Source organism: uncultured Limosilactobacillus sp. (assembly GCF_934202235.1).
In the GTDB taxonomy this organism is placed as follows: Bacteria; Bacillota; Bacilli; order Lactobacillales; family Lactobacillaceae; genus Limosilactobacillus.
On record NZ_CAKPXS010000014.1, the window covers coordinates 1 to 20,675 of the forward strand.

Annotated in this window: 24 protein-coding genes; 16 read left to right on the forward strand and 8 right to left on the reverse strand. The window is 48.7% G+C overall.

Annotated features, from left to right (window positions below):
* Nucleotides 1-94 precede the first annotated feature (94 nt).
* From Q0E49_RS03390 to Q0E49_RS03400, 3 genes are all read right to left on the reverse strand, one after another.
* Entirely contained in the window at nucleotides 95-1,423 is a 1,329-nt protein-coding gene (locus Q0E49_RS03390; protein WP_295746552.1) for an NCS2 family permease, read from the reverse strand.
* Nucleotides 1,424-1,577: 154 nt separating this feature from the next.
* Nucleotides 1,578-2,546: an AEC family transporter gene (locus tag Q0E49_RS03395; protein ID WP_295746553.1), complete on the reverse strand. Its 969-nt coding sequence runs from the start codon at nucleotides 2,544-2,546 to the stop codon at nucleotides 1,578-1,580.
* Nucleotides 2,547-2,573: 27 nt separating this feature from the next.
* On the reverse strand, nucleotides 2,574-4,199 hold the full coding sequence (locus Q0E49_RS03400; protein ID WP_295746554.1) for a malolactic enzyme: 1,626 nt from the start codon (nucleotides 4,197-4,199) through the stop codon (nucleotides 2,574-2,576).
* Between the two features lie 126 nt (nucleotides 4,200-4,325).
* On the opposite strand from Q0E49_RS03400, the gene Q0E49_RS03405 reads away from it, so the two are divergent.
* The 4 genes from Q0E49_RS03405 (at nucleotide 4,326) to Q0E49_RS03420 (ending at nucleotide 6,319) form a co-directional block, all read left to right on the forward strand.
* Entirely contained in the window at nucleotides 4,326-5,198 is an 873-nt protein-coding gene (locus tag Q0E49_RS03405; protein ID WP_295746555.1) for a LysR family transcriptional regulator, read from the forward strand.
* Nucleotides 5,199-5,296: 98 nt separating this feature from the next.
* Nucleotides 5,297-5,566 carry an IreB family regulatory phosphoprotein gene (locus Q0E49_RS03410; RefSeq protein ID WP_295746556.1) on the forward strand — a complete coding sequence of 90 codons (270 nt, stop codon included), beginning with the start codon at nucleotides 5,297-5,299 and terminating at the stop codon, nucleotides 5,564-5,566.
* Entirely contained in the window at nucleotides 5,567-6,010 is a 444-nt protein-coding gene (gene ruvX, locus Q0E49_RS03415) for a Holliday junction resolvase RuvX (RefSeq protein WP_295746557.1), read from the forward strand.
* A 3-nt stretch (nucleotides 6,011-6,013) separates the two neighbouring features.
* Nucleotides 6,014-6,319: a DUF1292 domain-containing protein gene (locus Q0E49_RS03420; RefSeq protein WP_295746558.1), complete on the forward strand. Its 306-nt coding sequence runs from the start codon at nucleotides 6,014-6,016 to the stop codon at nucleotides 6,317-6,319.
* A 42-nt stretch (nucleotides 6,320-6,361) separates the two neighbouring features.
* Here the strand turns inward: Q0E49_RS03420 and rnhC are convergent, their stop codons facing one another.
* Nucleotides 6,362-7,276: a ribonuclease HIII gene (rnhC, locus tag Q0E49_RS03425; protein ID WP_295746559.1), complete on the reverse strand. Its 915-nt coding sequence runs from the start codon at nucleotides 7,274-7,276 to the stop codon at nucleotides 6,362-6,364.
* A 90-nt stretch (nucleotides 7,277-7,366) separates the two neighbouring features.
* Here rnhC and Q0E49_RS03430 point away from each other — a divergent pair, with 90 nt between their 5' ends.
* The 6 genes from Q0E49_RS03430 to Q0E49_RS03455 all read left to right on the forward strand — a co-directional run bounded on the left by Q0E49_RS03430 (nucleotide 7,367) and on the right by Q0E49_RS03455 (nucleotide 13,842).
* The gene (locus Q0E49_RS03430) at nucleotides 7,367-7,894 is read left to right on the forward strand and encodes a CvpA family protein (RefSeq protein ID WP_295746560.1); all 528 of its coding nucleotides are present in this window, start codon (nucleotides 7,367-7,369) and stop codon (nucleotides 7,892-7,894) included.
* A gap of 12 nt (nucleotides 7,895-7,906) precedes the next feature.
* On the forward strand, nucleotides 7,907-10,285 hold the full coding sequence (locus Q0E49_RS03435) for an endonuclease MutS2 (protein WP_295746561.1): 2,379 nt from the start codon (nucleotides 7,907-7,909) through the stop codon (nucleotides 10,283-10,285).
* A 111-nt stretch (nucleotides 10,286-10,396) separates the two neighbouring features.
* Complete coding sequence (gene trxA / locus Q0E49_RS03440) at nucleotides 10,397-10,714, forward strand: thioredoxin (protein WP_295746562.1); 318 nt, start codon at nucleotides 10,397-10,399, stop codon at nucleotides 10,712-10,714.
* A 131-nt stretch (nucleotides 10,715-10,845) separates the two neighbouring features.
* Nucleotides 10,846-11,928: an efflux RND transporter periplasmic adaptor subunit gene (locus Q0E49_RS03445; RefSeq protein ID WP_295746563.1), complete on the forward strand. Its 1,083-nt coding sequence runs from the start codon at nucleotides 10,846-10,848 to the stop codon at nucleotides 11,926-11,928.
* The gene (locus Q0E49_RS03450; protein ID WP_295746589.1) at nucleotides 11,928-12,626 is read left to right on the forward strand and encodes an ABC transporter ATP-binding protein; all 699 of its coding nucleotides are present in this window, start codon (nucleotides 11,928-11,930) and stop codon (nucleotides 12,624-12,626) included. Before Q0E49_RS03445 ends, Q0E49_RS03450 begins: the two co-directional genes overlap by 1 nt.
* Entirely contained in the window at nucleotides 12,613-13,842 is a 1,230-nt protein-coding gene (locus Q0E49_RS03455; protein ID WP_295746564.1) for an ABC transporter permease, read from the forward strand. Before Q0E49_RS03450 ends, Q0E49_RS03455 begins: the two co-directional genes overlap by 14 nt.
* A 60-nt stretch (nucleotides 13,843-13,902) precedes the next feature.
* Here the strand turns inward: Q0E49_RS03455 and Q0E49_RS03460 are convergent, their stop codons facing one another.
* Nucleotides 13,903-14,379, reverse strand: coding sequence for a DUF2507 domain-containing protein (locus Q0E49_RS03460; RefSeq protein ID WP_295746565.1), 477 nt, complete (start codon nucleotides 14,377-14,379; stop codon nucleotides 13,903-13,905).
* A gap of 150 nt (nucleotides 14,380-14,529) precedes the next feature.
* Here Q0E49_RS03460 and murI point away from each other — a divergent pair, with 150 nt between their 5' ends.
* From murI to cbpB, 3 genes are read left to right on the forward strand one after another with little or no spacing between them, the layout of a single operon-like run.
* Nucleotides 14,530-15,348: a glutamate racemase gene (murI, locus tag Q0E49_RS03465; protein WP_295746566.1), complete on the forward strand. Its 819-nt coding sequence runs from the start codon at nucleotides 14,530-14,532 to the stop codon at nucleotides 15,346-15,348.
* A gap of 12 nt (nucleotides 15,349-15,360) precedes the next feature.
* A complete protein-coding gene (locus tag Q0E49_RS03470) occupies nucleotides 15,361-15,957 on the forward strand; it encodes an XTP/dITP diphosphatase (RefSeq protein WP_295746567.1) in 597 nt (198 codons plus the stop codon).
* Nucleotides 15,958-15,996: 39 nt separating this feature from the next.
* Nucleotides 15,997-16,437, forward strand: coding sequence for a cyclic-di-AMP-binding protein CbpB (gene cbpB, locus Q0E49_RS03475; RefSeq protein WP_295746568.1), 441 nt, complete (start codon nucleotides 15,997-15,999; stop codon nucleotides 16,435-16,437).
* A gap of 117 nt (nucleotides 16,438-16,554) precedes the next feature.
* On the opposite strand, the gene Q0E49_RS03480 is transcribed toward cbpB, so the two are convergent.
* Genes Q0E49_RS03480 through Q0E49_RS03490 form a run of 3 tightly spaced genes read right to left on the reverse strand, consistent with a single transcriptional unit; the run spans nucleotide 16,555 to nucleotide 18,521 of the window.
* The gene (locus Q0E49_RS03480; protein ID WP_295746569.1) at nucleotides 16,555-17,190 is read right to left on the reverse strand and encodes a DUF421 domain-containing protein; all 636 of its coding nucleotides are present in this window, start codon (nucleotides 17,188-17,190) and stop codon (nucleotides 16,555-16,557) included.
* 14 nt (nucleotides 17,191-17,204) lie between these two features.
* On the reverse strand, nucleotides 17,205-17,648 hold the full coding sequence (locus tag Q0E49_RS03485; protein ID WP_295746570.1) for a DUF3290 family protein: 444 nt from the start codon (nucleotides 17,646-17,648) through the stop codon (nucleotides 17,205-17,207).
* A 30-nt stretch (nucleotides 17,649-17,678) separates the two neighbouring features.
* Nucleotides 17,679-18,521: a mechanosensitive ion channel domain-containing protein gene (locus tag Q0E49_RS03490; protein ID WP_295746571.1), complete on the reverse strand. Its 843-nt coding sequence runs from the start codon at nucleotides 18,519-18,521 to the stop codon at nucleotides 17,679-17,681.
* 142 nt (nucleotides 18,522-18,663) lie between these two features.
* Here Q0E49_RS03490 and Q0E49_RS03495 point away from each other — a divergent pair, with 142 nt between their 5' ends.
* From Q0E49_RS03495 to ccpA, 3 genes are all read left to right on the forward strand, one after another.
* Nucleotides 18,664-19,092 (forward strand): DUF948 domain-containing protein, encoded by a 429-nt coding sequence (locus Q0E49_RS03495; RefSeq protein WP_295746572.1) that lies wholly within the window; start codon nucleotides 18,664-18,666, stop codon nucleotides 19,090-19,092.
* A 15-nt stretch (nucleotides 19,093-19,107) separates the two neighbouring features.
* Nucleotides 19,108-19,503: a YtxH domain-containing protein gene (locus Q0E49_RS03500; RefSeq protein ID WP_295746573.1), complete on the forward strand. Its 396-nt coding sequence runs from the start codon at nucleotides 19,108-19,110 to the stop codon at nucleotides 19,501-19,503.
* A gap of 163 nt (nucleotides 19,504-19,666) precedes the next feature.
* On the forward strand, nucleotides 19,667-20,674 hold the full coding sequence (ccpA, locus tag Q0E49_RS03505; protein WP_295746574.1) for a catabolite control protein A: 1,008 nt from the start codon (nucleotides 19,667-19,669) through the stop codon (nucleotides 20,672-20,674).
* Nucleotide 20,675 lies beyond the last annotated feature (1 nt).

Genomic DNA, 20,675 nt, shown 5'->3' on the forward strand with positions numbered 1-20,675 from the left:
CAAAAAGAAGAACCGTTCGGAATTACAGCGAATTCCGAACGGTTCATTCATTATAAGGGACTTATGTCACAGCCCCTCTTTTTTGTGGGATAACTTATTTCGGCAGGACGTTGAGAATGTAGAGCATGATGATAAAGACAATGAACAAGCCCCACATCACCCCATTAACTTCCTTCTTTTTACCAGCGGCAATCAGCATGAGCGGTGAGGTGAGAAAGCCAAATGCTAAGCCGTAAGAAATATTGTAGGTCAACGGCATGCCGATGATCGTGAGAAAACAAGGCAAGGCCACTTCAAATCGCTCCCAGTGAATACCTTTCATTGCCGACACCATCAGGACACCAACGATAATCAGTGCTGGTGCAGTCACCTGGTCAGTGACTACCGTTAACAACGGTGAAAATAGCATGCTGAAGGCAAAGAGAATGGCGACGACGAAGGCGGTTAACCCCGTACGGCCACCGACAGCAATGCCAGCCGATGATTCGACGTAGCAAGAAGTAGGGGTCGTCCCCAGAACCGACCCAGCGAGCATCGATAAGGAGTCAGCCATTAATGCCTGACCAATCCGCGGGAGCTGGTCGTGTTTCATCAGTCCGGCTTGCTGGGCGAGACCGACTAATGTTCCGGCAGTATCAAAAAAGGCTACTAGTAAGAAGACGAGCACCACTGCCCACATTTGTGGGTCACGCATGGTGGGCAAGTAGCGAATGCCCACAGCAAAGGTCGGTTTGAGGCTTGGAGCAACGCTAATTAAACGTGATGGCAGCTTAATTAAACCGGTAAGCAAACCAATGATCATCGTTGACAGCATCCCGTAGAAAATGGCACCAGGAACCTGGCGAGCCATCAAGATACCAATGATCAAGAGGCCGCAGATGGTCAGCCAGGTGGTGGGGACAGTCAAACTGCCTAACGTCACGAGGGAAGCCTTACTGCCAACGACTAAGCCGCCTTCTTTGAGACCAACAAAGGCGATGAAGAGGCCAATACCGGACGCCATCGCTAATTTGAGGTCGTGGGGGATGGCATTAATCACAATTTCGCGGACCTTCATGAATGACAAGATGGTAAAGAGCACCGAGGCAACAAACACACCAGTCATGGCCTTTTGCCAGGGAATACCTAATGATAAAACGACCGAGTAGGTAAAAAAGGCGTTATCGGCAAGACCAGGAGCGATCGCCATCGGGTAGTTCGCGAGAAAGGCCATCAGCAGGCAGCCAATAATGGCGGCCAGTGCTGTCGCGGTGAAAACAGCCCCCTTGTTCATCCCGGCGGTGCCAAGGACAGACGGGTTGACAAAAAGAATGTAGGCCATTGAAACGAAAGTGGTTAAGCCGGCCACCGTTTCCTTACGGACCGAAGTGTGGTGAGTGCTTAGTTGAAAACGGCGGTCAAGCCATTCAGCAATTGTTTGCATAGTAAATCTTCTCCTCTCAAATTGTTAACAATAGTCGCACAATTAGGAGCAATTTTCAATGGTTTATTCGTAAATGGCGGATATTTTAACCACAATATTATTCAATTGTTCGAAAATAAAAAGCTGTCGTCACTGACGACAGCTTCATAATGAATTAAACAAATTGGAGGATGGCCATTAAAATTGGCACAACAACGACGAACAAGACGGTACTCATCACCACGACGTCGGTCGCATACTTCACGTCACCGTGGGCTTCAGCACCCAGGATCGGGAGGACGGCCAACATCGGGGTGGCCGATTGAACAACGAGGGTTTGCCGCATTAAGCTCGGGAGGCTGATTCCCAGTGACCCAGCACCAAGCTTAATCAGGATGATCAAGACCAGCGGTGAAATGACAAACCGACCGATCAGTGCCAGGACTGAGTCGCGTTCGAAGTGGAAGTTGTTCAACCCGGCATCACAGAGAACGATCCCGATATAGATTAGTGACAGTGGGGTAACGAGGCTCCCGACATAGCCCAGCGTCTGACCGAGAAAGTTTGGTACCGGGATTCCCAGCAACAGCCAGATGATGGAGAAAATAAAACCAACTAGCGGCATCGGCAAAAGTTTCTTCCAGTTGAGTTCGCGTTTTTCACTTTGCCCATTACTGGTGGGATCATCATTTTGGATCAGGAAGACCCCAAAGGCCCAGGTGGAGACGGTGTTGACGATGTAATAAATCAGAAAATAGGACATTGCCTTGGACCCAAAGAGGGCGTTGTTTAAGGGCATTCCGATAAAGATGGTATTGGCGTTAGCCACGGCGTTGATGAAGATTCCTCGCCGGCCTTTCCGGATATGGAAGAGCTTCACTGCCGCGAAGGCAAAGAGGTAGCTAATAATAACGGCTAGTGCCGGGAAAATAATCCCAACACCGAGGCCGGCCAGCTTATCTCTAGTCAGGTACTTCATCACGCTCATGAAAATTGACGCTGGCAGGGCAATTTTAGTAATTAACGAGGCAATGTTGGAGCCAAAGGTGTCACCAAACCAGCCGTTGCGGCGGAGAAGATAGCCTAACGCCATGATGAGGACGATTTCAACAACACTTGAGACAGAAGTCAGAAAAACAGTCATGTAGTTAACAGCTCCTTTCGCTTTTGACTAGTAACGGGGAACCCACTTCAGGGCAGCAACGGCTTGCTTGGCGTCAGTGATGCCGTCACCTGCCAGGCCCTGGTCAATTGCTGACTGGGCGACAACCGCTGCGACCTTGGTCGAGAATTCTTCCAGCTTGGCAACTGGTGGCAAAACAGCGGCTCCCGGTTGGTCAGGATCGACAATTCCTCCCAGGGCGTGAGCGGCAGCGGCCAGCATTTGATCGTTGACGACCTTGGCGTGAGCTGCAATCGCCCCAAAACCGACACCAGGGTAAACCAGGGCGTTATTTGCCTGGCCGATGGTATAGGTCGTCCCCTTGTAGTTCACATCGTCAACCGGAATCCCGGTAGCGGTGAGAACGCGACCATCAGTCCACTTGAGCAGGTCGGCTGGCATTGCTTCAATGAGTTTCGTGGGGTTGGAAATTGGGAAAATGATTGGCCGGTCAGTGTGAGCGGCCATTTCCTTAACGACCTCTTCGGAGAAGGCACCCGGCTGTTTGGAAGTACCAATCATCACCGTCGGGTGGACAGCTTTGACGATGCTCAACAGGTCAGTTAGTTCATCAGCATTGCTAAACTCGCCACGCGAACGGGTAAATTGTTGCTGCTCAGGAGTCAGCCCTTCAGTATCGTTAAAGAGTAGTCCCTGAACATCGACGAGGTAGAAGTGTTTCTTCGCTTCTGCTGGAGCAACGCCCTGACGAACCATTTCGTCAAAAAGCATTTTGGCAATGCCCATCCCGGCGGTACCGGCACCAAAGGTCAGAAACTTTTGGTCGGCAAGCTTTTCCTTACTAATGTTCAATGCTCCCAAGACACCAGCTAAGGCGATGATCCCCGTCCCTTGAACATCGTCATTGAAGACCGGCATATCGTCTTTGTATTTATTTAAAATGACCGTTGCATTATCCCGGCCAAAGTCTTCAAAGTGAAGCAGAGCCTTTGGGAAGAGTTTGCGCGCGGCATGAACGAAGGCGTCTACTAGCTGGTAGTACTGACTGCCAGTAACACGTTCGTGCTTTTCGCCAAGGTAAGACGGGTTAGCTAACAATTGCTGGTTGTTCGTCCCGGCATCTAGTGAAACGGCGAGTACTTGTGACGGGTCAATGCCGGCAGCGGCAGTGTAGACCATCAACTTACCGACGGAAATATCGGCCCCGTTAACACCCCAGTCACCGATGCCGAGGATTCCCTCGCCGTCAGTGACAACGATGAGGCGGATGTCCCGACCATCTGCAGCATTCTTTAGCCCCTCTTCAACCTGGTCGATGTGGTCCACTGAGAGGAAAGCGGCTTGTTGGGGCTGCACAAAGATATCACTGTAATTCTCAATTGCATCTGCGATGACTGGGTCGTAGACAATCGGCATTAATTCCACGATATGTTGGCCCATTAAGTAGAAGAAGAGGGTGCGGTTAGTATTAAAAATTTCCATCAGGAATTGGCGTTGCGGCAGGCCCACTGGTTTAGTTTTGAACTGGGCGTAAGTTTGTTCTGCTTGCTCCTGAAGTGTTTGGACCTTTGCCGGGAGACTGCCAACTAGCCCTAACTGTTGACGTTCATCATCAGTAAAGCCAGTTCCCTTATTGAGGTAGGGGTTGTTTAAAATATCCATTGCTTTGGTCATCGTTATTAACCTTCCTTTCAAATTTCGCGGTCAGTATAACAAGGAGCCTTAAAAATAGTCAAATTGCTAAGAAGTGATAAAATATTTTTATATGAGATGAAAATACCTTGATAGGACGGCGTTGATATGAATATCAAAGATTTGAAATACTTTCACCAATTGGCCAGTCACCAAAATTTTTCACAGGTAGCTGACTTCTTTCACGTCAGTCAGCCGACAATTACGATGGCTATTAAACGGCTGGAAGAGGAGTATGGGGTGCCGCTGCTGATTAGGAATCGCTCGCACCAGGCGTTAGAATTGACCAGTTTTGGCCGGCAGTTCGACCGTCATGTTGCGACCGTCCTCCATGAGCTTAACCTGGCCAGCAAGGAGGCACAATATGAGCGTCAAGAACAAGTCCGGTTTGGCCTACCGCCAATTATCGGTAGCTATTACTTTCCGTCACTAGTTCCTCAACTGTTGCAACGTCATCTCCTGACGCGCATGAAAATTGTCGAGCAGGGGTCCAACGAGGTCTTGCGCCAGCTCCAACACGGCGATGTTGAATTAGCATTACTGGGTTCACTAGCGCCACTGTCTTACCAGCGGCTAGTGTCGTCAACAATTGCCACGATGCCTTTTGGAATCCTGGTCTCACCGAAGAACCCTCTTGCCCAAAAACGGCAGGGGGTCTATTTCAAGGACTTGGCTGGTCAGTCGTTCATTGGACTAAATGAACGGTTTATTCATAACCAGGCCTTCCACCAGGTATCACGCGCGTCACACCTCCGTCCACAGGTGATTTACCGGACTGCCGATGTTCACGTTTTGGCGGCGCTCGTTGCTGAAAACATTGGGATTGCCTTTCTTACGTCCCTGGCTGCGCATATCAATCCTGATGTCGTCTTCCTCCCCCTGCTGGACGAACAACAGCCACTGTTTTACATTTCAAAGGTGCGCCGCCGCTCAACGGTCCTGGAAGGCTATAAGCAGGAACTATGGAACCAGCTGGGCTAATATTAAATGATGGTTACAAGCGGCCAGATTAATTGTTGTTTGTCAGGCGGTATAGTACAATGAGCGGTGGTATTAATGTCACGGGAGGTGCAATCAGAATGTCAGTTAATAACGATGAAACAATGTTTTTTGACTTCGGCAAGGGACACGAGAAAACCATCCAGCAAACCCTGAAGACAGTTTACGCGGCGCTCCAGGAGAAAGGGTACAACCCGATTAACCAAATTGTTGGTTACCTCTTGTCAGGAGATCCGGCTTATATTCCGCGGCTCAATAATGCCCGTAACCTCATTCGGGAACACGAACGCGACGAAATTATCGAAGAGCTGGTCCGTTTTTACCTCAAAGAAAACGGGGAGAGTAAGTAAATGCGTTTGATGGGATTGGATGTTGGTTCTAAGACGGTTGGGGTTGCCTTTTCTGACCCACTGGGGTGGACTGCGCAAGCCGAAGAAATTATTCCGATCGACGAAGACCAGGAAGTCTTTGGCATCGACCGGGTTGCGGAACTGGTTGATCGCGAACAGGTTGTTGGTTTTGTGGTCGGCCTGCCAAAGAACATGAATAATACCGAGGGGCCACGGGTGGACGCCTCCAAGCACTATGGTGAACTGCTGAAAAAAAGGTTTCCGCAAATTCCCGTGGACTTTCAAGACGAACGGCTAACGACCGTTGAAGCTCACCGGATGCTAGTTGAAGAGGCTGACATCTCGCGGGCAAAACAAAAAAAGGTGATCGACGAACTGGCAGCGAGCCTGATTTTGCAAAATTACCTGGACCGCCACGGAAAGTTGACCCAGAAACTGAGGTAAATTATGAGTAAGGAACAATCTTCACACTACGATGGCGAGGTTTTTACACTCGTTGATGAACAAGGGAATGAAGAGCTATATAAGGAGGCCCTTCGTTTTCAAGCCGACTCGAACCATAAGTGGTACATTGTCCTGTATCCACTAGATGAAGAAAATAGCGACGAGGTGAGCCTCCAGGCGTTCTCGTTTACCGATCACGGCGACGGGGATGACATTGACCTGCTTCCGATCGACAACGATGCCGAATGGGAAATGGTACAGGAAGTTATCAATACCTTCATTGATGATGATGGTAACTTTAACGCCTAAAGAAAAGCTCCTGACAATTTGTCAGGAGCTTTTTGGTGCAATTTAGCGTTCAGCTAGCTGCTGGGCTTTGTCGGTATTGGCAAAGTGGAGCTTAGCAAAATCACGGAGCTGATACCCCCGCCGGATGAGTTTGGCTGCCACTTCGTCGACGAGGTGGTTAGCGCCAATTGGTAGGGTCATGCCAGCTTGTTCTGAGAGCTGGTCCATCATTTTTAATGAGTAGGCCCGGGCCACCACGGAAGCGGCCGCGACTGCTACGTGGGCCTGCTCACCCTTGACGCGGAAGTAGACGTGGTCCCGAACAATCACCGGTTGGCCCTGCAGGTGACGAAAGTAGGTACGTGGTTGCTCAAACTGGTCAATGAGGATTGCGGCGGGGACTTGCGGCTTTAGCTGATTCAGGACTTTGCTCAGGGCCAGGTTGTGGCAGAGTGCCTTTAACGCCGCCTGGGAGCGCCCCTTGATTTTATCGTTGTAGATCCGGGGGTTGAGGTTGACAATATGGTAGGGACAGGTTGCCATAATTTTTTTCGCCAACTTGATAATCTCGGGATCGGTCAGCGTTTTGGAATCACGGACGCCTAGTTGAGTAATTGGTTCAACTTGGTTGGCGGCGACGTAAACGGCAGCGACCGTTAAGGGGCCAAAATAAGATCCTGTCCCCACTTCGTCACTACCGAGCACGCTCCAGGAAGAGAAACCAGCTGGCAAGTCAGTAGGCTGTTGGCGATTAGCTCGCTGTTTGGCACTAACGGACTGTGTCGTGCCCCACCGCTGGACCTCGTCGGCAGCGGCGACCCCTTGAAACATTACTTTTTTGGACTTGGTGTATCCGGTCACAACCACCCGGCTGCCCTTCATCCGAAAGGCAGCGCCAGCGGGCAGGTGAGTATTGGTTGAATACACTTTTTTCATCCGCTCAAAGGTCGCGGAATCAACTTTCATTACTTTTTGCATGCTCAGACTCCTTTGTTACCCATAAGGTTAGCAAAACTAGGCGGTGAATGCTAGAATACGACCTAGATTAATGAAGAGGAACGTGAAGCAATGATTTTATCAACGGCTATTTTAATGATTTGCGTGGCCGGAATAGTTCATGGTTGGTACCGCGGGGCATTAGCAATGGTAGTGTCACTGGGCATTTACCTGTTGACCTTGGTAGTTGCACGTGCTACTGCTCCGGTTGTCGGGGGACTGCTAGCAGCAGGTCGTCCTGAATTAGGCAGTCCCACTAGTTTTACCGCTAGTCTCTTGGCGCATACTAATGCCACCGTTTTCTTTTATAATGGCCTGGCATTTACCGTGATTTTTGTGGTCGTCAGCTGGCTTCTTCACTGGGCAGCACGTCAACTCAACTGGTTACGGCACCTGCCGCTCTTCGGCGGATTAAATAGCTTCGTCGGTGCAGCAATGGCGGGGATCATAACGTACCTGATGGTTTATGTCCTGCTGTTGGTCTTTCAACTATGGCCTAATGGCTGGTGGCAATACCAATTCTCCCAGTCGGAAGTGGCGCAATGGGTTGTTAACAATACGCCCCAGTTAGCGTCGTTGATCGTGGGTTGGCTAGGTTAAGGAGAAATAATAATGAATAAGAAAATATTGACAACATTAGAGTTCCCGCAGGTCGTGAAACAGCTCCTCCCATTCATGGTGACTGCAACCGGGGAAAAAGAAGCACTGGCACTGCTGCCAGCGACCGATGCCACTGAGGTTGAAACCCGGCTGGTGGAAACAACTGACGGGGCAGATTTGCTCCGCATTAAAAACGGGATTCCCTTGCCAAAGTTAGTTGACATTACCGAACCACTCAAACGGTTGCAGGTGAAGGCCCGGTTGAACGGCACCGAGTTAGCCCAGATTACCCAGGTACTACGGGCGAGTGCGGCCACCAAGAATTTCTTTGCCGCCTTGCCGGAAGAGGGAATTGAATTGCGCTCACTTCCCCAGCAGGTGGAACGGTTGGTAACTATTCCGACGATTACCAAGCGGTTGCTTCAATCAATTGATCCGGATGGACGAATTAACGATGAAGCCTCCAGCCGCCTACACGGCATTCGTCAGTTAATGGTGAAAACGGAAGATGAAATTAACGCCCAAATGGGTGCCTATACTCATGGAAAAAAAGCGAAGTACCTCTCGAACCCCACGGTAACAATGCGAAACGACCGGTACGTTTTACCGGTTCAGTCGCGTTACCGCAACCAGTTTGGTGGGGTGGTGCACGACCAATCAGCGAGTGGGCAGACCCTCTATATTGAGCCTGGCGACGTGGTCGATGCGAATAACCGCCTGAAACAGGCACAGATTGAGGAACGTCAGGAAATGATCCGGGTCTTAGCTGAATTATCCCGTTTAATCACACCTTACCGCCATGACATTGCCAACAACGCCGTGATTCTGGGCCACCTTGACTTTGTGAATGCCAAGGCCAAGCTAGCGGTAAAACAGCGGGCTAGCTTGCCGCAAATTAGTCGCGATAACCATGTTGTCCTGCGGCAGGCACGTCACCCGTTAATCGACGCCCACAAGGTGGTGGCCAACGATATTCAACTTGGTGGTGATTACTCAACCATTGTTATCACGGGTCCTAATACCGGTGGGAAGACGATTACGCTGAAGACACTGGGCCTGATTCAACTGATGGGGCAGGCAGGACTCTTCATCCCGACCAACGAAAACTCAACGATCGGGGTGTTTGACAATATCTTCGCCGATATTGGCGATGAACAGTCACTAGAACAGAACCTGTCGACTTTTTCTGGACACATGGATAACGTCAAGGCCATCTTGGAGCAGGTGAGCGAGCAGAGTCTGGTATTGCTGGATGAACTCGGCGCCGGAACCGACCCGAAAGAAGGGGCTGCTTTGGCGATGGCTATCTTAGATAAGTTGGGAACGATTGGGGCCAAAGTGGTGATTACCACTCACTACCCGGAACTGAAAGTTTACGGCTTTAACCGGGCACAGACGATCAATGCCTCAATGGAATTCAATAACGAGACCCTCAAGCCAACCTATAAACTGTTACTAGGGATTCCCGGCCAGTCCAATGGGATTCAGATTGCTCAGCGGTTGGGGATCATGAAGGATGTCATTGATGAGGCCCGGTCATTTATTGGTGATGACAGTCAGGACCTCAACGAGATGATTGGTGACTTAGTGGACCAGCGACGGCAAGCACGCGAACGAAATGAAGAGCTCCAATCGCAGCTGGTTAAGCAGCAACAAGAGCAAGCAGAATTAGACGAAAAATTAGCACGGTTGGCTGAGAACAGGGATAAGCTGATGAACGATGCCCGCCGTGAAGCAAACCACCAGGTTTCCAGTGCTAAGCGGGAAGCTAATAAGATCATTCACCGTCTCCGACAGTTGGAAACTAAGGGCGGAATGATTAAAGAAAACGAGTTGATTGATGCCCAGGGGAAGTTAAATGCCCTCCACCGCGATGATCCCCGGCTGAAGAATAATAAAGTCCTGAAAAAGGCCAAAAAGCGCTACGATTTCCACGTCGGTGACCAGGTGCTGGTGAAATCTTATGGCCAGCAGGGAATTTTGGTTGCTAAACGCGGTCAACATAAGTGGGAAGTTGCAATTGGGATTCTCAAGATGGAAATTGACGAGCGGCAACTGGAAAAAATGTCGGCCAAGGAGCTCCGTGCACAGCAAAAGAAGCAACGGCAACAAGCAACCAAGCGATCCGTTCGCACAACGCAGACAAGGCATACTACTGCCCGGCTCGATTTGCGTGGTAAGCGGTATGAGCAAGCCATGAATGAGCTGGCTAACTTTATTGACCATGCACTATTGAATAACCTTTCACCAGTGACAATCATTCACGGGAAGGGGACGGGTGCTCTCCGCAAAGGAACACAACAGTACTTGGCTAGCAATCCGCGGGTGAAATCATTTAACTATGCTGCCCCGAATGCTGGTGGTGACGGGGCCACCATCGTTTATTTTTAATCATCAGCAAGCTGCTTACAAAAGATAAGCAAATAAGTTGCTGTTAGCGGTTCGCAACTGGTAAACTAAGAATAGCAAATCTTTAAAGAACTAATGACTGGAGGAATGAAGATGTCAGTTGCAGTTACAACCGATCAAACTTTTGATGCTGATACAAGTAAGGGCCTGGTCGTGACCGATTTTTGGGCGACCTGGTGTGGTCCCTGCCGGATGCAAAGCCCGGTAGTCGAGGCTTTGTCTGAAGACCTGGCAGGAAAAGTGACGTTCAATAAGCTGGATGTCGATCAAAACCAGGACACGGCTCGTCGCTTTCAGGTAATGAGTATTCCAACCCTGCTGGTACAAAAGGATGGGCAAGTGGTGGATACCATCGTTGGTTACCACAGTAAAGAACAACTTATGCAGGCCCTTAAGCCATATCTCGATTAACAGGTCAACTCACTAACTAAACCGCATCAGTGATGATGCGGTTTTTTATTGCGGCCGTTGACAGCTCGTTGAATGGCTGATATAGTTAGCTACACTACTAACCAACTACCAACCGAATGGGGGAATTTGTAATGAAGGACAAGGACAACAACGGACGGTCACAGCGTTTGCGTTGCCTGACTCATAGCCGTCATCGCTGGTGGTACTTAGCTGCGGCAGTACTGGTGGTGTTGGGACTGGTAACCTATGTCGTCGGCCGCCGACAGGCCAGTGACCACCAAAAACCGCGTTACCGCACCAGTGCGGCGGTAGCACAGGGCACTTTTAATATTAGTGGTAAAATTCAGCCGACTCAAACCCAGGTGTTGACGTTGCCGGATGGCAAATTACAGCGTTTGAGTGTGAAAAATGGGGACCACGTTAGCCGTGGTCAAGCAATACTGACGGTGACAAATCAGGAAAGCAAAGATAATGCGCTCTCTCTCCAGGGCGACGTTAGTAAGAGTCAACAAGACCTGCAGAGCCAGCAACAGACAATTAACCAATTGAATCAGCAACTGGGACAAATGAGTAGTAGCGATGAAGACTACGCCGATTTACAAAGTCAGTTATCACAGGCGCGGGCTGCTTATCAAGACGCACAGTCTAGCCTTTCACTGTCGCAAAATCGGTTAACCGCGGCTAATAATCAGGCTCATCAAACATTGGTTGCTCCTTACGATGGTTACGTGACGGTTGATACCAGTAAAGCTAGTGAGCCCGTAGTAACCATTTATTCGGATACTTTGCAATTTACCGGTAAGGTTTCAGAATATGACTACGCCAAAGTCCACCAGGGAGACACGCTGAAGGTCCGGGCATTGGCAACCCATCACACCCAAAAGACGCCAATTACTTTTATCTCACGGGTCCCGGCAAAAACTAGTGGTAATAACTCGCAGTATGAACTAACCGCTAACGTTGATGGGAAGAAGTTTATTGATGGTCAGACTGCAAAGGCATCACTGTCGCAAGACGGCATCCAGATCCCGAAGTCAGCAGTTGTCGGTCACCACGTCTTCATTAAGGACGGCAATCATTACCGCAAAACCCGGGTGAGTGGGCACACTGAAAATTCCTTCTTTATTATCAGTGACGGGGTTGATGATGGTGACCAGGTTGTGGTCAACCCGGATAGCAAGTTGAAAAACGGGACAAGGACTGATGCTAAATGATGATCGAATTAAACAAGGTCAATAAGTTTTACCATAATGGCAAAAATTCATACCACGTCCTCCATGATATTTCACTAGCGGTTGACCAGGGTGAATTACTGGCGGTGATCGGTGAATCTGGCTCAGGCAAGTCCACTTTGATTAACATTATTGGCTTCCTTGACGAAGACTTTCACGGTGAATACTTTTATGAAGACCAACCAATCCATTCAATGACCCGGGCACAGTTTTCGCGTTTACGGAACCAAAACGTGGGCTTCGTTTTTCAAAACTTTAAATTGATTCGTGATGCTACTGTGGCAGAAAACGTCGAGCTCCCCCTGCTTTATGCCGGGCACTCACACCGGGAAGTTCAGGACCGCGTTGCGGCTGTCCTGGCGAGGGTCGGCTTGGCTGGTTATGAAGACCAGCTGCCACAGAATATGTCTGGTGGGCAGCAGCAACGGGTCTCCATTGCCCGGGCGATTGTCGCTAACCCCCACTTCCTGATTGCTGATGAACCGACGGGTGCCCTGGATAGTGAAACCAGTCAGGAAATCATGGATCTTTTTAAGAAGTTAAACCAAGCAGGGACGACCATTATTATGGTGACCCACGACCCGCGGGTGGCTGCCCAGTGTGATCGGGTGGTTAAAATTATTGATGGCCGTATCGTTAGCGATTCTGGCAGGAAGGAGGACTACCATGGGGATCAATGAGCTACTACGGACGGCCTTTCGTTCGCTGCGTGCTAACGAGAAGCGCAGTTTTCTGACTATTATTGGGATTCTCATTGGGATTGCTGCCGTCATTGCTATTTTGGGGATCGGGAACGGGATTACCAAAACAATGTATGATCAGTTTGGCAACCATTCCAAGACAGGTGAACAGACCACCGAGATTTTCTTTGCTTCGGCCAACGATTCAACTGTGAACGGGTTTGACCAGGAAGACATTGAGAACCTGCAGCGCCAGTTTGCTGGTCAGTTTAAGAGTGTCAGGATTGAGCATGAGACAGCTAATCTGAACCAGACAGCAATGCTGGGGACGACGAACAAACGGGTCAGTGTCAGTTTGCTCAGGTCACCAACGAAGGAGATCAAGTTGGTGGCCGGTCATCAGCCAACTAGTGGTCAATACTCTGCCGGCAAACCGGTCGCCATGATGAAGGAAGCCGTTGCTAAAAAGCAGTACGGAACGGCGCAAAACGCCCTGGGGACAACGGTTGAAGTCGGCAAAACGACCTACCGGATTGTGGGAATCTATCACAACCAGGCCGCTTATACCTTAGAAGGTGGGCCCAACAAGTTTGGCGTGGACCTGCTCTTGCCCAAACAACTGTACTACCAAGGATCGTCGGCAATGAGCGGTAACACCATTAAACTGACCTTCGATCAGGGACAGCATGCCAGCAAAGTATCGTCAAAGATCGCGAAATACTTAAAAAAGAACGGCTCGGCAGCCAGCAGCGGTTTTTACCAGTATGAGGACATGGAGAAGGAGCTGAAACAATTCGCTTCCCAAATGAAGATTATTACCAGTTTCATTAGCTTCATCGCCGCTATTTCATTATTCATTGCCGGAATTGGGGTCATGAACATGATGTACATTTCGGTCTCGGAGCGAACCCAGGAGATTGGGATACGTCTCGCTGTGGGTGCGACGCCGGGAAACATTATGATGCAGTTTTTAATTGAAGCGGTGGTGCTAACCGTTTCCGGGGGCTTGCTTGGCTTTCTTTGCGGTGCCGGGTTAGCTCACCTGATTGCCCCGTTAATGGCCCATGCAATTGGCAATGGTGTTCACTTGCATGCGCACGTGACTATTGGGTCGTTCTTACTGGCTTTCGGTACGTCGGCGGCTGTCGGCTTGATTTTCGGGATTTTACCGGCTCGCCAAGCAGCTAACAAGAACTTAATCGACATTTTACGGTAGTAAAAAACGTCTGGTGAATGATTACCAGACGTTTTAATTATGTATTGACGTTAGAACTTATTATTTAGTAGTGAGGTGGATAAACTGGGTCCTTTCGCCGGGGTGGTCCGGGTCGACAGGGTCGTTTTGGACCATCACTTCCACACTAGTACGGCGACGCCCGACGACTTCTGCTTCAGCGGCTGCACCGACTTGAAATTCTGTTTCCATTGCTAAGAAACCAGCTTCTAATTGGAAGGAAGTTTCTTCGTGATTGGCAGCAATCCGTTCGGCTACGACCGGGCCATCAAGCAGGTAGAGGTGTTGATGGCGGTCACTCTTTTTTAGCGTGAGGTGGGCAAGCCCCAGTTGCTCAGTTAAGAGGCACAATTCTTCAACAGAGGCCACTGGAAAAGCACGGGCGAGGTCTTTTCCTATCCAGTAACTAATGCCATCAGTTTCGTCTCCGAGGATAGCGGGGAGGAGAACATCGCGGATTGCACCGCTTTGTAGCCCCTGCTGGCTGTTAACTAAACGATCGTATATTTTTTGACTCATGGTTGGCTCCTTTATTTCAACACTTCTAATAATAACTGTTCGCAGTTTATTGCGCTAGTCTGGATTAGGCAGAACTTGAAAAAAAAAACGAAAAACATGATAATGAAGATTCAGAGTTTAAACGAATGAATCAAAAAGGAGTGGGTATCAATGGATAACAGACCAATTGGAGTCATGGATTCCGGTCTGGGGGGGCTGTCAGTGATGAGAATAATGCGGCAGCAAATGCCGCAGGAATCGCTGATCTTTGTCGGCGACCAAGGGCACTTCCCTTATGGCACGAAGAGTGCAACGGAAATTCGCCGTTTTGCGTTGAATATCGGCCACTTTTTAGTCCGTCACCACGTTAAGCTGATGGTCGTGGCTTGTAATACAGCGACAGCCGAAGCTTTGCCACTATTGCAAACAAAATTACCGATTCCCGTTATTGGGGTTGTCCAGCCTGGCGCGCGGGCGGCCATTGCGGCCAATAACCACCAGCGAATTGGCGTCATCGCCACCACGGCCACCACGGCCACGGGGATTTATCCGCGGGCACTTCACCAATTGTCGCCCAACGTCACCGTTTTTCCTCTCGCAACACAGCCGCTCGTGACCATTGTCGAACACCGGCAAACTGGAACAGCGAAAGCCCAGCAACTGGTGGATCGTCAACTGTCACCACTGGCGGGTAAACAGTTGGATGCGTTGATTATGGGCTGTACGCACTTCCCATTTTTACAAATGGAATTCCGAAAAACACTGGGTAGTAGCGTGGCGCTGATTGATCCGGCGGAAGAAACCGTTAAACAGGTCCAGGACTATTTAAGGGATCACAAATTATTAGCGGGTGCTAACCGGCGGGGACGGGTTCGGTTGTATTCCACCGGTTCTGCCGTTCATTTGACCCAGGGAGCCCGTGGGTGGTTACATGATTCGACCCTGTTTGGCCACCATGTGGAATTGGCTGAAAGCAAGGACCTTGAATAAAGGGGGATGTCGATGAAGACACTAGTAATTGCAACGAAAAACCAAGGGAAAGCCAGGGAATATGCCGAGCTGTTTGAACCGCTGGGAATTGCCATCAAAACGTTGGCTGACTTTCCTGAATTTCCGATCGATGAGAACGGGACAACTTTTGAGGAAAACGCGATGATCAAAGCGCAAACGGCGATTGACCACCTTCATTTACCAGTTTTAGCTGATGATTCGGGAATTTGCGTCGACGCGCTCGACGGGGCACCAGGGGTCCATTCGGCGCGCTATGCTGGTGACCATGATTTTGTCGCTAATAATGCCAAACTGCTTCAGGAAATGAAGAATGTGCCGGATGAAAAACGGACAGCCCATTTTCATACTACCATTGTTTGTCTCAAGCCCAGTGGCGCGAAGTTGGTCGTTGACGGAGAAGTTCGGGGCCACATCCTTCACCAGTTAGAAGGGCAAAACGGCTTTGGTTATGATCCGCTCTTTTACGTCGATGAATTGCAGACGTCGATGGGGTTACTGAGTGATGCTGAGAAAAACCAGGTGAGTCACCGGGCCCGGGCAATGGCTAAACTAAAACAGCACTTTGACCAGTGGTGGGATGCGGACTAATGAATTACTTGTCAGATGACCGCTAAGGAGGGATGCGAGTTGATTAATCCGGCAATGCAACGTCAGCTAGATCGGTGGCCGGGCAAATATATGATCCCGGCATCAGCGGTGGCGACCGTCAATGTTGATAATCCGTTGAACCATGCTTTTTTAGTGCTGACTGCTGATCGGTTTTCTAAGATTGTGGTCGTGGATAAGGAAGGGCATTATCGCGGTCAATTATCATTGTCGATGATTACCGAAAAGATTATCAAGACAGATAATATTGACGTGGAGCTCCTTGACCAACTGACAGTGGCTGATGCAATGGAAGAGGACCAAGCGGTGACTAACGATCCTGATAATTTTGAGTACAATTATCGCTTGTTAATGGACCGTTCTTTTATCCCGGTAGTTGGGGCCCACGGTGAGTTTTGTGGGATTGTCACCCGTCGCAAGTTGATGGATGCCCTGAATTACGTTATGCACACGCTCCATTAGTGTTGAGTGGTGTCCTTAGCGAACGCTTCAAATCAAATGTGAAATGGTAAGCAGAACTAGTAGCACCACAAATCCCGTAACCCGGTTGAACCGAGCTGCGGGATTTTTTAGTGATTGTTAATTGTGAGGGTAGGGGACCAGCCGGACATTGCCATGAATGTATTCACCAAGGTAGATGTCGTGAACGTCGGCGTACCCGGCATGGTGGACTTGGTTGTCAACCCACTTTTCATCATGGTGGATCAACTCGAGCACGTCCTGGTTGACTTGCCCATCATTAATTAGCGGAAAACGGATGTTATCCTCATCATTTTCAATGACCGTAATTTGACCATTTTGTTCCAGCACACCGCTTTTAACCCTGGCAACTTCGTAAATCCCCTGGCTCCGCAACTTAAACATCAGATCGTTGGCAGAGATGCCCGCACGGACACAGGCATCCACGAGGACATGGCCATTTTTGATTAACAGCTTTGGTTGACCGTCAACGATTTTCTTCACCCAGTAGTTATGCTCTTTGGCAAATTTAATCACGAAAACAATCAGTGTCCAAATCAAGAGGACCATTACAAATTGGAGAATTGTGATCTCACTATTATAAATAATGCCACCAATAATTCCCCCCAGGACGTAGTTTTGTAACTGGTCCAGGGCAGATGTTGGTGCCAGGTTGCTTTTACCAAAAATATTGATTTGAAAAATCAGGCATAACATCCCAAGAATAAGCTTGATGGTAATTAATCCGTAATTCATTGGCAAATCCTCCGTTACTTTTGAAGGTAGACATGGTGGTCGACAACGTGGGCCCGCGTCAGGGTGTAATTGTCACCATTCGGACTAAAGTTGACGCGGTAATCTTGCTTACGAAAACGGACAATGATGCCGTCTTTGAGCGTTGTCGAATTGACCACCACCTGATTAGTTCTTAATCCGTGGTCCCGAGCAACTGCTTCGATGAAGGGCTTCATCTGCGTAGCTTCAGATTGCTGGGTGTAGTGTTCCTCCAGGTTGCTAACTTGAAGACCACAGAAAATCATTAAAAGAATCAGGATAATGATACCAATGTCACGGTATTTTGTTTGCAAGCGGTGCCGAAAGTAGTACATGAAAGTACCAATGAGCAGACCGAGGAGAATCAAAATGACGGCATAGTTAATGACCGAATTAATCTGCTGATGGTCGGCAAGGTACTGATAGGTGTAAAAAGTCACTGCAATTCCTTCTTTATTAGAAAAATGTGATTAAAGAGTAATCTGATTTTGCCGGAGGACTTCGAGGTATTTGGCCAAGACATGGCTAGCTAACTTATTCTGGGTGCCATTTTTAGTGGTGAGGAGAACGCGGAAGATAAGTTTGCCATTAACCGTCACCGGGCCAACAATTTGCGGCTGCTCCAGTAAATTAGGTTGCTCTTTAACTAATTGATCATTTTCTTGCTGAATTAGTTTGGTGATGTTTTCAAGTGGCGCATTGGTTGGTAAGTTCAGATCAACGGTGGCCACCATATTATTGCGCGAAAAGTTACGCACAATACTAATATTGCGGTTAGGAATAAAGTTCAGGGTACCATTGGGACTGGTAACTTGAGTGGTCCGCAATCCTAAGGAGGTTACCGTCCCCTTAATCGTCCCAATTTCCACGGTATCGCCCACGTCAATTTGTTGTTCGGTGAGGATGAAAATCCCGTTGACGACGTCCGAAACAAACCCCTGGGCACCAAGGCCAAGTGCAATGCTGAAGATCCCGGCACCAGCGACCAGGGTACCTACAGGGATTCCCAGGAGTTCCAGAACGGCATAGAGGTAGAAGAAGAAACAAGTATAGCGGAAGATATTATTGGTTAATGAGTGGAAGGTGTCCAAGCGGTGGACGTTTAACCCACGAAAGCGTTTGGAGTGGCGAAAAGAATAGTCAATCAGTTTCTTGCCCAACCAGAGAATGAAAAAGAAAACCAACGTAATTAAGATAAAAGAGAGGCAGCGGTTAGCTAGCCGGCGCCCGATTTCTCGCCAGCTTAGGTTGGTTAAGTAGTTGCTAATTTGGTCGGCTTGCTTGCTCAGCTGCAGACTGACACCCAAAAACATGTAAATTCCCCCAGGTAATAATTGAAGTTATTATAACGAAAAACAGCAGGACAAGAAAGTTAGTTAGTGAATCGTGCAGCGTTTGAAATAACGACGTTGTTCATGCTATCCTGTAGTTAAGGATGAAGGAGGCAATCTGAAGATGACGATTGGTGAAACGGCCGCTTTAATTGCAGCCATTGCGTTTTTAATTTTAGTATGCTTTGTTGGTGTTTTTCTCAAGCATTTGGGCAAAACGGTCCAACAGGCGACCCAAAGCCTTGACCAGCTCACTAAGGATGCTGATTCGCTAAGCAAAAATGTGGAGAAAGTCGTTGTCAATACTGACGAACTTTTATCCGACTTAAATGATAAGTCAGCCGAACTGGAACCAGCAGTAAAGGCCATTGCCGACGTTGGTCAAAGTGTTAGTGATGTTAATGAAGCCGCCCGGGGCTTAGCAAAAAAAGCTGCTGAGCAACGTCAGAACACCAGTAAGGTAGAACGAATGATTAAGAGTGCCTCCAAAATGGCTATTTTAAGCTTTGCAAGCCGGCTATTCAATCGTCGGAGTAATCAGCAAAAAAAATAAATGGAGGATGAGATTATGGGCAAGAAATTTGCAACAGGACTCCTCATTGGTGGGGCAACCGCTTTTTTAACGTGGAAAAGTTTAAGTACTGAAAAAAAGCAACGTCTGCGTTCGCAAGTTCAGCGTGGCTGGGGCGAAACGATGGATGTCGCTACTGATTATGCGATGGATTTTCTCGACTGGGCTGACGGTGTGGCTGCCGATTACCAGCTAGCTGCTAATGAAAAATGGGCAGCTGCAAAGGCGCAGGTCAAGCAGCAAGCTAACCGGGTCGCCGATCACTTCTCAAACGAGGACTTTGATGAAGAAACTGCCGAAATTCGTGATGCACTGTCCAACGCTAAGGATAGTCATGACAATCAAGACGATATCGTAATTGACATGAAACATGACGGTGAAGAAGATAAATAGCTTAACAATTAATTTGAGGGACAACGAAACCTGAAAGGGTTTGGACTGTTCCTCTTCTTTTTTGTCAAAAGATTGCGCTTTCTAAAAATGTTTGTTATATTAGGCCGTGGAATTGAAAACACTCTGAAAACAATTCAGATCAACAAAGAAAGGGCTTATCAAGATGGAAAAACAAGCAGTGACCATTTACACGGTTGCCCGTGAAGCCCGGGTTTCCATGGCTACGGTCTCCCGGGTTGTTAACGGCAACCCTAACGTTAAACCAGAAACGCGCGACAAGGTGATGGCGGTAATTAAAAAACTTCATTACCGGCCGAACGCCGTTGCCCGCGGTTTGGCAAGTAAGAAAACGACAACAGTGGGTGTTGTCATTCCGGAAATCACTAACTCGTATTATGCACAGCTGGCGCAGGGAATCGATGATATTGCAACGATGTACAAGTACAATATTCTGTTAGCCAACGCTAATGTTTCTGGCGAGAAGCCGATTCAAGTTGTTCGGGGCCTGTTTGCCAAGCAAGTTGACGGGATGATTTATATGGGGCAGGATGTCTCTGAAGAATTAGCCAAGGAATTCCGTAATTCGACAATCCCGGTGGTCGTGGCTGGTTCCGTGACTAACGACCCTGAATTGCCAACCGTCCGGATTAACTTTAAAGAAGCGACGAAACAAGCAATTGACAAGCTGGCTAAACAGGCTGATGGCCCAGTGGGGATGATGGTTGGTAATAACGAGACCACCATTTATCATGATCACTGGTTAGCTGGGTATAAGAACGCCATTCAAGAACAAGGACACTCGTTTAATGAAGACCTTGTTTATGTGGCTCACAACTCTTATGATGAAGCATACAAGATGGCCTACGCGGTGATCAGTAGCGGAATGAAGGGGATTTTCGTTACTGACGACGAGATGGCGGCAGGGTTGCTTAATGGCCTCACTGATAAGGGGATTAAGGTACCAGCAGACTTTGTCATTATTTCTGGTAATGATACCAAGGAAACACGCATGACGCGGCCAATGCTATCGACGGTTACCCAACCAATGTACGACGTTGGTGCGGTTTCAATGCGCCTTTTAACAAAACTAATGGACAATGATGAGGACGTCAGCGAGCAAAAGGAAATCTTGCTTGATCACGGATTCATTAAGCGTCAATCAACTCGGTAGG

Excerpts from the sequence above, each read along its gene's own strand:
- Q0E49_RS03435 (WP_295746561.1), top strand. The coding sequence starts at position 7,907 with ATGAATAAGAAAATATTGACAACATTAGAGTTCCCGCAGGTCGTGAAA.
- Q0E49_RS03420 (WP_295746558.1), top strand. The coding sequence starts at position 6,014 with ATGAGTAAGGAACAATCTTCACACTACGATGGCGAGGTTTTTACACTC.
- Q0E49_RS03470 (WP_295746567.1), top strand. The coding sequence starts at position 15,361 with ATGAAGACACTAGTAATTGCAACGAAAAACCAAGGGAAAGCCAGGGAA.
- Q0E49_RS03410 (WP_295746556.1), top strand. The coding sequence starts at position 5,297 with ATGTCAGTTAATAACGATGAAACAATGTTTTTTGACTTCGGCAAGGGA.
- Q0E49_RS03480 (WP_295746569.1), bottom strand. The coding sequence starts at position 17,190 with ATGAATTACGGATTAATTACCATCAAGCTTATTCTTGGGATGTTATGC.
- Q0E49_RS03405 (WP_295746555.1), top strand. The coding sequence starts at position 4,326 with ATGAATATCAAAGATTTGAAATACTTTCACCAATTGGCCAGTCACCAA.
- Q0E49_RS03390 (WP_295746552.1), bottom strand. The coding sequence starts at position 1,423 with ATGCAAACAATTGCTGAATGGCTTGACCGCCGTTTTCAACTAAGCACT.
- Q0E49_RS03500 (WP_295746573.1), top strand. The coding sequence starts at position 19,108 with ATGGGCAAGAAATTTGCAACAGGACTCCTCATTGGTGGGGCAACCGCT.
- Q0E49_RS03395 (WP_295746553.1), bottom strand. The coding sequence starts at position 2,546 with ATGACTGTTTTTCTGACTTCTGTCTCAAGTGTTGTTGAAATCGTCCTC.
- murI (WP_295746566.1), top strand. The coding sequence starts at position 14,530 with ATGGATAACAGACCAATTGGAGTCATGGATTCCGGTCTGGGGGGGCTG.
- trxA (WP_295746562.1), top strand. The coding sequence starts at position 10,397 with ATGTCAGTTGCAGTTACAACCGATCAAACTTTTGATGCTGATACAAGT.
- rnhC (WP_295746559.1), bottom strand. The coding sequence starts at position 7,276 with ATGCAAAAAGTAATGAAAGTTGATTCCGCGACCTTTGAGCGGATGAAA.
- Q0E49_RS03455 (WP_295746564.1), top strand. The coding sequence starts at position 12,613 with ATGGGGATCAATGAGCTACTACGGACGGCCTTTCGTTCGCTGCGTGCT.
- Q0E49_RS03430 (WP_295746560.1), top strand. The coding sequence starts at position 7,367 with ATGATTTTATCAACGGCTATTTTAATGATTTGCGTGGCCGGAATAGTT.
- Q0E49_RS03400 (WP_295746554.1), bottom strand. The coding sequence starts at position 4,199 with ATGACCAAAGCAATGGATATTTTAAACAACCCCTACCTCAATAAGGGA.
- Q0E49_RS03450 (WP_295746589.1), top strand. The coding sequence starts at position 11,928 with ATGATCGAATTAAACAAGGTCAATAAGTTTTACCATAATGGCAAAAAT.
- Q0E49_RS03460 (WP_295746565.1), bottom strand. The coding sequence starts at position 14,379 with ATGAGTCAAAAAATATACGATCGTTTAGTTAACAGCCAGCAGGGGCTA.
- Q0E49_RS03445 (WP_295746563.1), top strand. The coding sequence starts at position 10,846 with ATGAAGGACAAGGACAACAACGGACGGTCACAGCGTTTGCGTTGCCTG.
- Q0E49_RS03495 (WP_295746572.1), top strand. The coding sequence starts at position 18,664 with ATGACGATTGGTGAAACGGCCGCTTTAATTGCAGCCATTGCGTTTTTA.
- ccpA (WP_295746574.1), top strand. The coding sequence starts at position 19,667 with ATGGAAAAACAAGCAGTGACCATTTACACGGTTGCCCGTGAAGCCCGG.
- ruvX (WP_295746557.1), top strand. The coding sequence starts at position 5,567 with ATGCGTTTGATGGGATTGGATGTTGGTTCTAAGACGGTTGGGGTTGCC.
- Q0E49_RS03490 (WP_295746571.1), bottom strand. The coding sequence starts at position 18,521 with ATGTTTTTGGGTGTCAGTCTGCAGCTGAGCAAGCAAGCCGACCAAATT.